This is a genomic window from Jeotgalicoccus huakuii (assembly GCF_036665975.1).
GTDB lineage: Bacteria > Bacillota > Bacilli > Staphylococcales > Salinicoccaceae > Jeotgalicoccus > Jeotgalicoccus marinus.
In genome coordinates, this window is the sequence record NZ_JAVIYN010000006.1 from 102,538 (window position 1) to 114,765 (window position 12,228).

Annotated in this window: 13 protein-coding genes and 1 pseudogene; 9 read left to right on the forward strand and 5 right to left on the reverse strand. The window is 34.3% G+C overall.

Annotated features, from left to right (window positions below; translation table 11 throughout):
* Positions 1-139: 139 nt before the first annotated feature.
* Both V6E76_RS04805 and V6E76_RS04810 read right to left on the reverse strand, forming a co-directional pair.
* Positions 140-1,609 (reverse strand): sensor histidine kinase, encoded by a 1,470-nt coding sequence (locus V6E76_RS04805; RefSeq protein ID WP_247349933.1) that lies wholly within the window; start codon positions 1,607-1,609, stop codon positions 140-142.
* Positions 1,602-2,273 carry a response regulator transcription factor gene (locus tag V6E76_RS04810; RefSeq protein WP_247349935.1) on the reverse strand — a complete coding sequence of 224 codons (672 nt, stop codon included), beginning with the start codon at positions 2,271-2,273 and terminating at the stop codon, positions 1,602-1,604. Before V6E76_RS04810 ends, V6E76_RS04805 begins: the two co-directional genes overlap by 8 nt.
* A gap of 136 nt (positions 2,274-2,409) precedes the next feature.
* Between V6E76_RS04810 and V6E76_RS04815 the strand changes: the two genes are divergently transcribed.
* From V6E76_RS04815 to V6E76_RS04830, 4 genes are all read left to right on the forward strand, one after another.
* On the forward strand, positions 2,410-3,609 hold the full coding sequence (locus tag V6E76_RS04815) for a DUF418 domain-containing protein (protein WP_247349937.1): 1,200 nt from the start codon (positions 2,410-2,412) through the stop codon (positions 3,607-3,609).
* A gap of 93 nt (positions 3,610-3,702) precedes the next feature.
* On the forward strand, positions 3,703-4,308 hold the full coding sequence (locus V6E76_RS04820) for a pyroglutamyl-peptidase I (protein ID WP_247349939.1): 606 nt from the start codon (positions 3,703-3,705) through the stop codon (positions 4,306-4,308).
* A gap of 9 nt (positions 4,309-4,317) precedes the next feature.
* Positions 4,318-5,037 (forward strand): glucosamine-6-phosphate deaminase, encoded by a 720-nt coding sequence (nagB, locus tag V6E76_RS04825; protein WP_247349941.1) that lies wholly within the window; start codon positions 4,318-4,320, stop codon positions 5,035-5,037.
* Positions 5,038-5,087: 50 nt separating this feature from the next.
* Positions 5,088-5,273 (forward strand): hypothetical protein, encoded by a 186-nt coding sequence (locus V6E76_RS04830; protein ID WP_499797716.1) that lies wholly within the window; start codon positions 5,088-5,090, stop codon positions 5,271-5,273.
* Between the two features lie 69 nt (positions 5,274-5,342).
* Here the strand turns inward: V6E76_RS04830 and V6E76_RS04835 are convergent, their stop codons facing one another.
* The 3 genes from V6E76_RS04835 to V6E76_RS04845 all read right to left on the reverse strand — a co-directional run bounded on the left by V6E76_RS04835 (position 5,343) and on the right by V6E76_RS04845 (position 7,964).
* Complete coding sequence (locus tag V6E76_RS04835) at positions 5,343-5,711, reverse strand: DUF6176 family protein (protein WP_247349952.1); 369 nt, start codon at positions 5,709-5,711, stop codon at positions 5,343-5,345.
* A 164-nt stretch (positions 5,712-5,875) separates the two neighbouring features.
* Positions 5,876-7,072 (reverse strand): ABC transporter permease, encoded by a 1,197-nt coding sequence (locus V6E76_RS04840; RefSeq protein ID WP_247349954.1) that lies wholly within the window; start codon positions 7,070-7,072, stop codon positions 5,876-5,878.
* Entirely contained in the window at positions 7,065-7,964 is a 900-nt protein-coding gene (locus V6E76_RS04845; RefSeq protein WP_247349955.1) for an ABC transporter ATP-binding protein, read from the reverse strand. Before V6E76_RS04845 ends, V6E76_RS04840 begins: the two co-directional genes overlap by 8 nt.
* Positions 7,965-8,105: 141 nt before the next feature.
* Between V6E76_RS04845 and V6E76_RS04850 the strand changes: the two genes are divergently transcribed.
* The 5 genes and pseudogenes from V6E76_RS04850 to V6E76_RS04870 all read left to right on the forward strand — a co-directional run.
* Positions 8,106-9,803, forward strand: a complete 1,698-nt coding sequence (locus tag V6E76_RS04850) for an ABC transporter ATP-binding protein (protein WP_247349988.1) — start codon at positions 8,106-8,108, stop codon at positions 9,801-9,803.
* Between the two features lie 14 nt (positions 9,804-9,817).
* Positions 9,818-10,366: a VanZ family protein gene (locus tag V6E76_RS04855; RefSeq protein ID WP_247349957.1), complete on the forward strand. Its 549-nt coding sequence runs from the start codon at positions 9,818-9,820 to the stop codon at positions 10,364-10,366.
* A 31-nt stretch (positions 10,367-10,397) separates the two neighbouring features.
* A complete protein-coding gene (locus tag V6E76_RS04860; protein WP_247349959.1) occupies positions 10,398-10,775 on the forward strand; it encodes a PH domain-containing protein in 378 nt (125 codons plus the stop codon).
* A gap of 84 nt (positions 10,776-10,859) precedes the next feature.
* Entirely contained in the window at positions 10,860-11,843 is a 984-nt protein-coding gene (locus tag V6E76_RS04865; RefSeq protein ID WP_499797717.1) for an ABC transporter substrate-binding protein, read from the forward strand.
* Between the two features lie 3 nt (positions 11,844-11,846).
* A pseudogene (locus V6E76_RS04870) lies at positions 11,847-12,228 on the forward strand (M23 family metallopeptidase); the annotation flags it as partial.

Here is a 12,228-nt window from a genome sequence, read left to right on the forward strand (position 1 = left end):
TAAGGTAATTTCCCTTGTGTATCAACACTCGGATTTTGTTGTCTGATTATGGAATGCCATATCTAAATTATCAACTGAGACATTATACACATAAGAGTAAAAAGTGACTATTTAACTGTGTTTTATCATGTATATACTTTTAGCGGAAATGAATGATGAATTTTACACCATGTTCAGTTGGAGCTGCTGTAAAACTGCCATTATGGAAATTTACAGCGTCCATAATAATTGAAAAGCCAAGACCGTGCTGGTCTTTATCTTCCTTAGTCGTTTGTTTACTTTGCATCAGTTTACTGAGGTCTTTTTGGTCTATACCCTGACCATTATCTTCATAAGTGATGACAATACCTTCTTCATTATCTTCTAGACTAATGTTAATAATCGGATTTTTTTCATTATGATCAAGGCTGTTCTCAATAAGGTTGATAAACATACGCTCTACATACAACTTATTTCCATAGAATTCATCATCGTCTAAATTGTTATCTATATTGATATCTTTGTAGCCTACAGTTTTAATGATTTCCTTAAGCGCACGGGCTAGTGAAAAGGATTCCTTGTCTAGTTCCATCTGGCTTGTTTCGATTTTAAAAGTGCTATTTAAACTATCGATCAGCTGTTCCATATATAAGGCCTTATCAGAAATTAAAGTGATATATTCCTTTTGGTCATCTGGGAAATAAGGCATTACTTTAGAATAACCATAGATGGAAGTTAAGGGTGATTTTAAGTCATGAGAAATTTGGGTTAGCCACTTCGTTCTATAGTAATCAATTTGATTTTGGTACAATCGATCTTCTAATAGTTGAGCATTTAGAGACTCAACAGCTTCATCAAGTTCCTTGTAGATTTTCTTAGATTTTTTCCTATTGTATGAAGAACTCGGTTTATATAACAATCCATTAGATAGTTGAGTCAACCAATCGACATAGAAGAACAAAGGTTTACTTAGTCTTCGAGTCATAATGATGGATAAGATAATTGCCAAGAGAATTATAAGAATAGGGACAACGATTAACAGGATACCTATTAATTTGAATACAGTAATATCCGTATCTGTAAATTCGTCAACATAGGCATAGTCCGTAGTCGTTGGTGATTCAAAAAACTGTAGCTCATCACCAATGATATGATAGTTATAATCGTTATAGTTTTTCGTATAAAGACTATCAATCAGCATTAAAGTATCGACCTCATCTTCATTTGAGATATCGATATTTGTGGCATCATTCTCATTGATCAATAGAAAGTGTGCATTTTCTTTATAGGGGATGGCAATTGTTGTTGTAATATTATCGATGATTAACGATTTTAAATTACGATTACTCTTCGGATATATCGTATTTGCTTCATCATCGACAATAAAAGCTGTATAGCCCTCTTCTTTAAGAGATGATTTAAGATTATCAGACAGTATATAACCATCTTCATCGTCATCATTGATTTCAGTAATTAATTCATAGTTATCAATCTTAGCCGGTGAGTTATTAGAGAACAATGAGTTCACGTTTATACCAAAAAGAAAAAGTCCTATGATTACAACAAGTAAACTCAAGATAAGAAAAGTAATGATGTACTTTAAAAATATTAAAGCAAAACGCCTATTCATGAACATCACCACGGAAGATATAACCTTTTCCTCTTACAGTTTGAATTAATTCAGGTTGTTCTGGATTATCTTCAATTTTTTTACGCAAGGTTCTAATATGCACCATTAATGTATTATCATCCACACCTTTGTCATAACCCCAAACATTAAGGTAGAGTTGCTCTTTCGTCAGTATTTGATTATTGTTGGTCATAAAACAAGTTAAAAGATCGAATTCTCTTGTTGTTAAATGAATTTTTATGTCTGCCTTAAATACTTCTGCTGTTGACGTGTCCACCGTTAAGTCTTTATATTTCATATGATGTACTGGCTTTAAGTGAACTTTCACTCTGTAGGCAAGTTCGATAGGGTCAAAAGGCTTTTTGACATAATCTATCGCACCTTGTTGAAAGCCTTTATAGACATCGATTTCAGAATCTTTAGCAGTTACGATAATGACTTTTGTCATATTTAAATTGATGAATTTCATTAACTGGTAGCCATTTTCTGATTTTAAATTTAAATCTAATAGTAAGACTTGAAAATTGTGTTTTAAGATTAAGTCTTTTGCTTCTTCTAAGTGGGTAGCAGTGTATACATTATTTATATTTTGAGACGATAAACTTAAAGATATCAATTGTAAAATATCATTATCGTCTTCAACGATTAAAACTTTATTAGTCATAGTGACACCTCAACTATATTGTAGAAATAAAAGCTCTACTTGACCACCTTTATAAAATAAATTAAGAAACATTTAAGGTAAGTTTAAATTTCATTTAAAGTCTGAAGGATACAATGATTTTGAGGTGAGTTATAAAGTGAAAAGAATCGAAAGTGCAGATGTTATAAGAGGATTTAGCTTATATGGCATTTTAATGGCGAATCTACTTATATTTCAATTTGGCCTGAGTGGTAAAGACCAAATTGAATATTATGAATTGAATACGATAAATGAATTGCTATTTAAGGCTGTAAAGGTAATATTTGAAGGTAGTTTCATGCCTATTTTTGCCATACTGTTTGGTTTTTCCATGGATAAATTATTTGAATCCATGAAGAATAAGGGAATTAAATGGAAAAGGTTTAAACTTTTATGTCGAGCAATTGGTATTTTAGTGATTGGTTTTCTACATGCTACATATATTTGGGAAGGGGACATTCTTTTAGCATATGGACTCGCTATGTTAGTATCCATTATTTTTATAGGTTTACCGACTTGGTTTTATAAAGTTATCTCCGGTATTATCATTGGCGTTTTAATGTTTATACTCGTTAGTAGCTTTTTTGTTGGTGAAATTGATGAAGTATCAACGGTTAGTGAAGCGGAGACAAATGAATATATGACTGAATTACTAACGGTCTATCAAAATGGGACCTACGGAGAAGTAGTCGATGCAAGAGAGAATATGGAAGATCCTTTTTATGATGAAATGATGAGTGAATTCAAGGATTCAAAAGGGTTATTCATGATTTTAGGACTCTTTATGCCAGCACTTGGTTTTATGTTTGGTATTAACTTGTCTCGTTCTGGTTGGTTCAAAAAAGATGGCACAAAATTTTGGAACAGTGCACTATATATTTGGCTTATTCCAGTAAGTATCATAATGAAATCAAGTATTTACTGGTTAAATGATGAGACATTAGCAAGTAACTTAAACCTAGTTTTTGGCTTACTTTTAGCGTTTGGTTTAATGAGTTTAGTGAAACTTTTATTCCAGAGATATGAAAATCATATGATACTGACCGGTATGAAAAACATTGGCAAACTGTCACTCACGATGTATATCTTACAAAGTATCTTCGGAACTTTAGTGATGTACGGCTATGGGCTTGGCATGTTTGGTACAAATACCGTAATCTATACTGTTTGCTTGTTTACACTCTTCTATGTACTTCAGTTAATCCTTGCGACTTGGTATATGAAACACTTTAGATATGGTCCATTAGAATACCTACTTAGAATAGTCACTTACTTACGTATTCGTAGTAGAAAATGGCAAAATACGACTTCAAAATAAGTCTGTTTTTATAATAAAATCTGACAGTTTAATTGCTTTTATGCTAAAATTTAATTAATTACGACTTTAATCTAGTTAGGTAAGGATGATGTTATGAAGACTTTGCTTCTCACAGGATATGAACCATTTTTAAAGTTTAAAACCAATCCAACACAATCTGTTGTTGAAAGCCTAGAGGGTAAAACAATTGGTGGTTATAAAATTGTCGGTAGAATTTATCCTGTTGTTTTTGGTGAGATTAATAGCTTAATCGAAAAAGACATTGAAGATGTAGAACCTGACGCTATTGTTTCACTTGGACTGGCTAATGGTATTAAAAGCATCCACCTTGAACGTATTGCAATCAATACGAGAGATGGTCGTGAGGATAATTCTGGTTTTAAACCAAATGGAGAAAAAATCTATGAAGATGGTGCAGATGGACTATTCTCTAAGTTGCCTTTAAAGCGATTAGAACAAGCACTTTTAGATGCCAATATTCCAACAACAATTTCTAACTCAGCAGGGACATATCTCTGCAATAATTTAATGTATAGTAGTCTTTATTATTTAAATCAAAAAGGCTTAGACATTCCAGCAGGTTTTGTACATGTTCCACCGAGTCATGAAATTGGAATTGCAGTAGTGTCTGCAAGTTGGTCTCAAGAAGATATCACAAAAGCAATTCATATCTTAATAGAAAATCTTCAAGATACTTAGGAGGGTATTATGGACGTTTTAAAAGTAAATTCATATGAAGAAATGAGCGATAAGGCTGCGGATATTTTGATGGATGTAATCCAATCTAAGTCAGCACCTGTTATCGGTTTAGCTACTGGTTCAACACCAGAAGGTACGTATCAATCACTTGTTAAAAAACTTAATGATAGTGATGTGAATCAAGATCAAATCACAACATTTAACCTTGATGAGTATGTTGGACTAGATGCTTCACATGAGCAAAGTTATTCATATTATATGCATAAAAACTTTTTTGATCATGTTTCTATTAAGGAAGAAAATATTAATTTATTAAATGGTAAGGCAGAAAGCGAAACTGCAGAAGTTGAAAGTTACGAGAGAAAGATTGACGACAAAGGTATCGATATTCAACTACTCGGTATCGGACGTAATGGTCACATTGCTTTTAATGAACCAGGCACTTCATTTGATTCATTAACACATAAAGTTGAATTAACACCAGAAACGATTGAAGATAATTCGAGATTCTTTGATGATATTGATGATGTACCTAAGGCTGCATTTTCTATGGGCTTAGCGTCAATTATGAAAGCGAGAAAAATCCTTATTTTAATCAATGGTGAGAATAAGAAAGAAGCCTTATCAGCACTACTTAGTGGTGAAGTTTCAGAAGAAAATCCTGCGTCTATTCTAAATAATCATCCTGATGTAACGATTATTGCAGACAGTGCAGCAATTGGTGAATAAGGCTAACATATGAGATAATACTCCTAATACATCGTGTTAGGAGTATTTTTATGAATGAAAACAAGCAAAAAATCATATACACTTTAGCGATGCTTTTAATATTTTTAGTTATCGCAAATACTATGGTTGAAGTAAACTGGGCCTTACAAGTATTAGCAGTGCTGTTTGCAGCTTATTATATTTATATGGCATATAGAGAAATCAAGAAAAGCAAAGAGAATAACGAACCAGAATAACCATCTTAAATGATACATAAAAAGGCATGCTTCCTGAAATAAACAATCAGGAAGCATGCCTTTAAAATTTTACGAGAACTGCTCTTCTGCAGCAGCTTCTATTTGGTTCTTAATTCTTTTCGGTATCATAACAACTTCAGTTTTTAGGTTTTTAGGACGATAGGTTTTATCAATACATTTCTCGAAGTATTCTAAGTGTTTTTGATCAATACATTTCTCAGATTCTGTACTGGAGTCTCCATCATCTGCCTGAATAGAATACCAGTAAAGATAATCGAATTCGCCCATATGATCACGCATAATCGTCTCGACAAACATTTTTTCACCGTCGAGTGTGAGAAGCGCATCATTCATATGCTCATTGAGGAATTCCATCCATTGATCGACTAATTCTTCCTTACCTTTTTTCACCCTAAATCTTGTTAATTCTACTTGCATATTCAGGACTCCTTTGTTTTAGTCAACATCATATTACACCTTTTTTGGGCAATGTCAATGACCTTATCAAAGAATCTTTTTAAGAAAGTATCTTAAGAATTTTGAGAAAGTTATAGAAATAAATTTTTACTGTATATTATTCATTAAAAGTAGTCTCAAATTGCTTATTTTCTAAGTCTTCTAATGTTTTTCATAATACCACTTTCAGTCGACAATACACTTCTTTTATAAACATAAGCAGCAACCATAAGTGTCACGATAATCAGAGCGATGAGAATTACAACACCTATAATCATCTCAAGGTGACCTGTATCATTAGCGAGTAATCTGAGTGGCATAACGAATGGTGTGAAGAACGGGATGTAGCTCGCTACTGTGATTAAGAAATGGTCTGCAAAACTGATACCTGCCAATGCAATAAAGTAACCAATCATCGTAATAAAGGTGACTGGCATTAAGCCTTGTTGGATATCTTCCATACGGTTGATGAATGAACCGAGCATAGCTGCAATCGATAGGTAAAGTATTAAACCAAGGACAACAAAGATGACACAATAAACGATTAATAATGGTGTTTGGTCGTTTGGTTCTAGACCAAATCGTTCAAGTAATGCTGCGTGATCTGATGTGTAAAAGGCGATAAGACCACCGATCGTTATGGCGGCAACTTGAATGATACTAACGGCCATCATTGCTAAGATTTTTGCCATTAAGTGTTGAACAGGTCGTATACTTGAAACAATCATTTCAATCACTCTTGAAGATTTCTCATTTGCAATCTCCATAGCAATTTGTGATGCATAGTTCAGTATGATGATAAACATCAAAATGACTGAGAAGTAGAATATAACCATATTTAATATATTGGTATCATCTTCACTTGCTGCTTCAAATTCTCCTGAATCTTCAGCTTGGACTAAGAAGTTAACAGGCACTTCGTCGTACATTAACGCTAGCTCTTCTTCACTTAGATCTAAAGTCTGCAGTACGTAAGCACGGTTGGTATCATTTAATGCAAGTTGAATGTTTTGTTCTTCTGTAGAAGATAAGGCTTCATCACTTCTAATTTCTGCTTCTAGTGGGTCTGTACTTGTAACCTCTAGAACCGTATCACCATCTTCTTCTACAATCTCTATCTCTTCGTCATATGTTTGAATAATCGGTTCAAACACTTCTATAAAGGACTGATCTGCTTCAATTTGAAGCGTAGAGGACTCATCTGAATCAAACAGACTGATTATTTTATCCAGGTTAAATGCTAAAAACATTCCTGCGATAATAATCAAGGTTGTGATAATAAATGATTTTGCTTTTAATTTTGAGAAAAATGTTAGGTTGAAAGTCGTCATAAATTTATTCATAGTCTCGACCTACTTTCGAAATGAAGATATCGGTTAGTGAAGGTTCGTTAACTTGGAAACGTTTAAAGAAACCGAGTTCAGTCACTTTGTTATAGATTTCTTCTGCATACTTTTCCTCTTCAATTTTTAAGGTAGTCTTCTTACGTACTTGTTTGATATCAAGTACACCAGGAAAATCTTTTAAGAAGGACACATCATGATCGCCTTCAATAATAATTTCTTTTTGTCCAAAGTCTTTTTTAATTTGATCAATATTACCGCTGACCACTTGTTTACCACGGTCTAATATACATAGCTCTTCACACAGTTCTTCAACGTGTTCCATACGGTGAGAACTAAAAATAATCGTTGAACCATTTCTATTTAAATCTTTGACCGCATCTTTAAGAAGTTCAACATTAATCGGGTCAAGTCCACTGAAAGGTTCATCGAGAATGATGAGTTCTGGATTATGGATTATTGAAGCAATAAGTTGTATTTTTTGTTGATTCCCTTTTGAGAGTTTTTCTATTTTCTTTAGCTTATTCTCCGTTACCTTAAATCGGTCTAACCAATAATCTAATGCCTCATTGGCTTCTTTTTTGGACATGCCTTTCAGCTCTGCTAGATAGATGACTTGTTCTTTAACCGTTAATTTTGGATGTAAGCCGCGTTCTTCCGGTAGATAGCCAATCTTGTTCGTCATGTGATAGCCAATCTTATCACCGTTATACAATATTGTACCTTCAGTCGGCGTGAGTAACTGCAAAATCATTCTAAAGGTCGTTGTTTTACCTGCACCATTACCGCCAAGAAAGCCGTACATACTGCCACTTGGTACATTAATGTTAATAGAATCTACTGCTTTGTGGTTACCGAAGGTTTTCTGGATGTTACTTAACTCCAAAGCCATGGGATGTTCCTCCTTTATATTGATGTTTACATTTTACCACACCACTTGTTAATGAAAAGTTGTTATAATGTAAAGGTCAAAATTATAAAGTGAGGTGTCGTCTTGGAAGCAGTCGAAGAAAAAGCATCATTTAAAAAGTTTATGGATTTAATTAAACGCACGAATGTAAAGAAAAGTATATTTTTTGGTGGTGTGTTCCTTACTTTAATTAGTACCGCAGGATCTTTAATCGTGCCACTTTTAACGCAGATGTTCATAGATGGTTTTGATCCTTCAGTAATTAGTACACCACTCATCGTACTGATTATTGCTGTCTTTCTCTTAAGCGCAGTCGTTGATGGTGTTGCTTACTATATGCTCGCAAAAATTGGACAGTCAGTCGTCAAACGGTTAAGAGAACTCGTATGGGATAAGTTTCTTAAATTACCAGTAACATATTTTGATAAGACGAAGAGCGGTGAGTCTGTAAGTAGAGTGGTAAATGATACAAGTATTATTCAAGGCTTAATCACGAGTCATTTTCCTCAATTAATTTCAGGTGTGATGAGTATAATTGGCTCGGTTGTCATTCTTTTCTTCTTGGACTGGAAACTCACGCTAATAATGTTTATAGCCTTGCCAATTTCTATTGCAGTAATTCTACCTCTAGGAAATAGAATGCAAAAAGTATCGAGGAAATTACAGGATGAAACGGCGACATTCACAGGTTCTATTCAAGAAACGCTTGGTGAAATCCGCTTGATGAAATCCTTTAATGCTGAAAACTATGAAAAGGTAAAAGGCCGTAAAGGTATTGGTGAACTTTATAAATATGGAATGAAAGAAGCTGTTATCAACGCCTTATTATCACCCATAATGTATACAGTAATGATGTTAGTCATCATTTTAGTCATTGGTTATGGAGGCATACGGGTTGCAGATGGAACGATGACAATTGGTACACTTGTCGCATTTCTACTGTACCTCTTCCAAATTATTATGCCGATGACGATGTTTGCGATGTTCTTTACAGAATATAATAAAGCCCTAGGCGCAACAGGTAGAATTATCAATATAATGGAACTAGATGATGAAAAATCAGGAGTAGAGAAACCGAATCTTGAATATAACAACTTAAGATTTGAGCAAGTCACATTTGGATATGATGAAACACCTGTTTTAGAAAATATTTCATTTACGGCACAAAACAATCAAAAGGTTGCTTTTGTTGGTCCAAGTGGCAGTGGTAAATCTACAATTTTTGCTTTAATAGAGAAGTATTATGAAGTTTGGAGTGGACAAATACTTGTTGATGGTATTAATATCAATAATCTAAGTCTAAGTTCATATCGTAGGGGCATTGGTTATGTCGCCCAGGAAAGCGCCATTATTTCAGGTACAATACGCGATAATATTACTTATGGTTTAGATCCATCTTTTTATACAGAAGCAGATATTGAAAAAGCTGTTGAACAGTCATACACTAAAGAATTTGTAGTCAATCTAGAAAACGGACTCGACACCGAAGTAGGTGAACGTGGTGTTAAATTGTCAGGTGGACAACGTCAGCGTATCGGTATTGCTCGAGCGTTTTTAAGAAACCCTAAAATATTAATGCTAGATGAAGCGACTGCCAGTTTAGATTCAGAGTCTGAGAAATATGTTGGTGAAGCTTTAAACGAACTTATGGCGGGTAGAACAGTCCTTGTAATTGCACACCGTTTATCAACAATTGTAAACTCAGATAAGATATACTTTATCGATAATGGATTACTTACTGGAGAAGGGACACATGAATCCCTAATGGCCAGTCATGAAAAATATAAAGAATTTACAAACCAGCAATTTGGAGAAGATTAGAGGCAGTTTTATAAATGGGAATTTTAATAGAAGCATTTAGTCCAATCATACCTATATTTATCTTTATTTTTATGATCATTGTTGTGGTGACCTTATTGATTAATATTAGGAGTGGCTATCAGCTCGATACAATCGCAAAAAAGATCAGATATTTTTCAATCATTGGTTTGACGATGAGCGTAGTGGGTATTTTTCTCGTAACGCTGATGCCGACTTCAAATGGAAGTGACATCGTTCAGCTCACACCTTTTGAGAGTATTGAAGATCTTTGGTATTATGCAACAACAGAAGCATTAATCAATAGTGTGTTAATGAATATTGTTCTATTCATACCAACTTCCTTCTTTTTATATTTTATAATTCGAAGAGAGTTGTTAACCACGATTCTTTGCTTATGTTTGTCAATCTTTATAGAAACGACGCAGTATTTATTACCGATTGGAAGAATAACAAGTATCGATGATATTATTTTAAACTCAATCGGAGGCATCATAGGCGTTTTACTTGGCGTCCTATTTTTAAAGATAAAAGATGTTTATTACTTGATGTTTGGTGGTAAATAAAGAAATAACAGTTAAAAAGGGGATGTTGTCTATGTACAACAAATTAAAAAACATCGAAGGTGTAACTTTACAACCTAAAGAAGTTGTAGGACCTGCGCTTGTTGGATCTGTAGAGTACTTTAATGGGGAGAAAAGTACTTACCATGGTTCACTTGTTGCTACGACACAAAGATTGTTCTTGAATCTTGAAGATCACGGTGTCGTTTGTATTGAAGATTTTGGCTATGAAAAAATCACAAGAATTACTATAGAAGATTTGCTTCTTGTAGGTCACATTGTACATCTGTGGACAGATGATCAATTAATCGTCAGCGTAAAAAGCATTTCTGAAGGTAAGCTTGATAAGTTCTTAGAATTTGTCTACAAGTACAAAGGTAGAGTTACAGTCGAAAATGAAGCACTGGCATAAAAGTATATTGAATATTGAAGGCTCCGGTAAGCCCGGAGTCTTTTTTTATATTTGAAATGAGGGATTTTTTTCTAATGGTACCGAATGCGTATTATATTTGTGTATAATGACGGTATAAATAATAAAGGGGAAGCTATGAAATTTAAAATGATATTCCTCCTTACGCTGGTACTCATGCTCACGGCATGTTCTAGTTTTCGTGAAATTGATGTGACAGATGATGGGGAGTTAAGAAGAATTACTACAGAAGATACATCAGAAATTGATATACCGGGTAAGCCAGAAAATATTGTCCTGTTTCGTACCATTGATCCAGGAAATGCAGCCCTTTTAGGATATGAGCCAACTGCCGTGAACAGAGCACTAGAGGGAAATGAAACACTGACTAATGAGGTCGGACAATCACTGACATTTTTAGAGCCTGGTGATATTGAGGGATTAAAAGCAGTCGACCCTGATTTAATTGTGACCTACTCACCTGATGAATATTTTGATCAGTATAGTGAAGTCGCACCAACGATTAGAATGTCTTATTCAGGGGGGATACTGAGTCCGTTTAGTCCACGCGTCTATTTAACGCAGCTCTATTATTTAGGTGTAATTTTAAATAAAGAAGAAGAAGCAAACAAGATTGGTGACGAGTGGGAAGGACAGACAACAGTCTTAAAACGGGAACTTAATACGCAAGTTGACAATAAGAATGCTGTTGTTGCAGTCGCTCATGAAGATGGCTATGTGCTCTATAATGAATATATGAGCTATGGGACTGAAGCGGTATATGATGTGCTCGGTTTCCAGATGGATAGTGCACTCCAAAGTCACTTAGAAGACAATTTATTTGATGTGAAAACACCAAGTGACCTTAGTGAGTTTGAAGCAGATTATGTCTTTGTAAATACACCTGACTATGAAAATGAGGATATTAAAACTGAATTTGCCCAGGCACTCGATATTGAGAAGGGTCATGTGATTTTACTCAATTCAGAAGATACTATTACTAATGATTTGATTTCTATACAAAAACAAACGGAGTATATTGTCGATAAAATAAACGAAGCGGGTGAGTAACAAGTGAAAATAGAAGGGGCTTTGATTGGAGAGCTTTTTAACGCACAAAAATTCGAAGACATCTATCTTTCCACTATGCCTGAATGGCAAGCATTGATGCCAAAAGAAGAGTTTCTAAATGAAGCGCGCCATTTTCATCAGGGTACGATACACTTTTCCTTGTATAGAGAAAATGAACTAGAACTTGGTGTGAGACGTTATGCTTTTGTAGATGACAAGACGAAAAGAATGTTGACGGTCGCAGTCAAACAGTCACTGATTATTGGTCTTAAGTTTGGCTACCTAGAACAATATCATGAGTACAAAGTGCCTTCTAAAGTGACGTATCGCCTACCGTTTAAAGATGACTGGTTCGTCTTATTTGGTGGAGAGGATAACTTTTTAA

Coding starts and splice junctions, on each gene's coding strand:
- V6E76_RS04830 (WP_499797716.1), top strand. CDS start 5,088: ATGAATGAAAACAAGCAAAAAATCATATACACTTTAGCGATGCTTTTA.
- V6E76_RS04810 (WP_247349935.1), bottom strand. CDS start 2,273: ATGACTAATAAAGTTTTAATCGTTGAAGACGATAATGATATTTTACAA.
- V6E76_RS04805 (WP_247349933.1), bottom strand. CDS start 1,609: ATGAATAGGCGTTTTGCTTTAATATTTTTAAAGTACATCATTACTTTT.
- V6E76_RS04835 (WP_247349952.1), bottom strand. CDS start 5,711: ATGCAAGTAGAATTAACAAGATTTAGGGTGAAAAAAGGTAAGGAAGAA.
- V6E76_RS04865 (WP_499797717.1), top strand. CDS start 10,860: ATGCGTATTATATTTGTGTATAATGACGGTATAAATAATAAAGGGGAA.
- V6E76_RS04845 (WP_247349955.1), bottom strand. CDS start 7,964: ATGGCTTTGGAGTTAAGTAACATCCAGAAAACCTTCGGTAACCACAAA.
- nagB (WP_247349941.1), top strand. CDS start 4,318: ATGGACGTTTTAAAAGTAAATTCATATGAAGAAATGAGCGATAAGGCT.
- V6E76_RS04850 (WP_247349988.1), top strand. CDS start 8,106: ATGGATTTAATTAAACGCACGAATGTAAAGAAAAGTATATTTTTTGGT.
- V6E76_RS04820 (WP_247349939.1), top strand. CDS start 3,703: ATGAAGACTTTGCTTCTCACAGGATATGAACCATTTTTAAAGTTTAAA.
- V6E76_RS04860 (WP_247349959.1), top strand. CDS start 10,398: ATGTACAACAAATTAAAAAACATCGAAGGTGTAACTTTACAACCTAAA.
- V6E76_RS04840 (WP_247349954.1), bottom strand. CDS start 7,072: ATGAATAAATTTATGACGACTTTCAACCTAACATTTTTCTCAAAATTA.
- V6E76_RS04855 (WP_247349957.1), top strand. CDS start 9,818: ATGGGAATTTTAATAGAAGCATTTAGTCCAATCATACCTATATTTATC.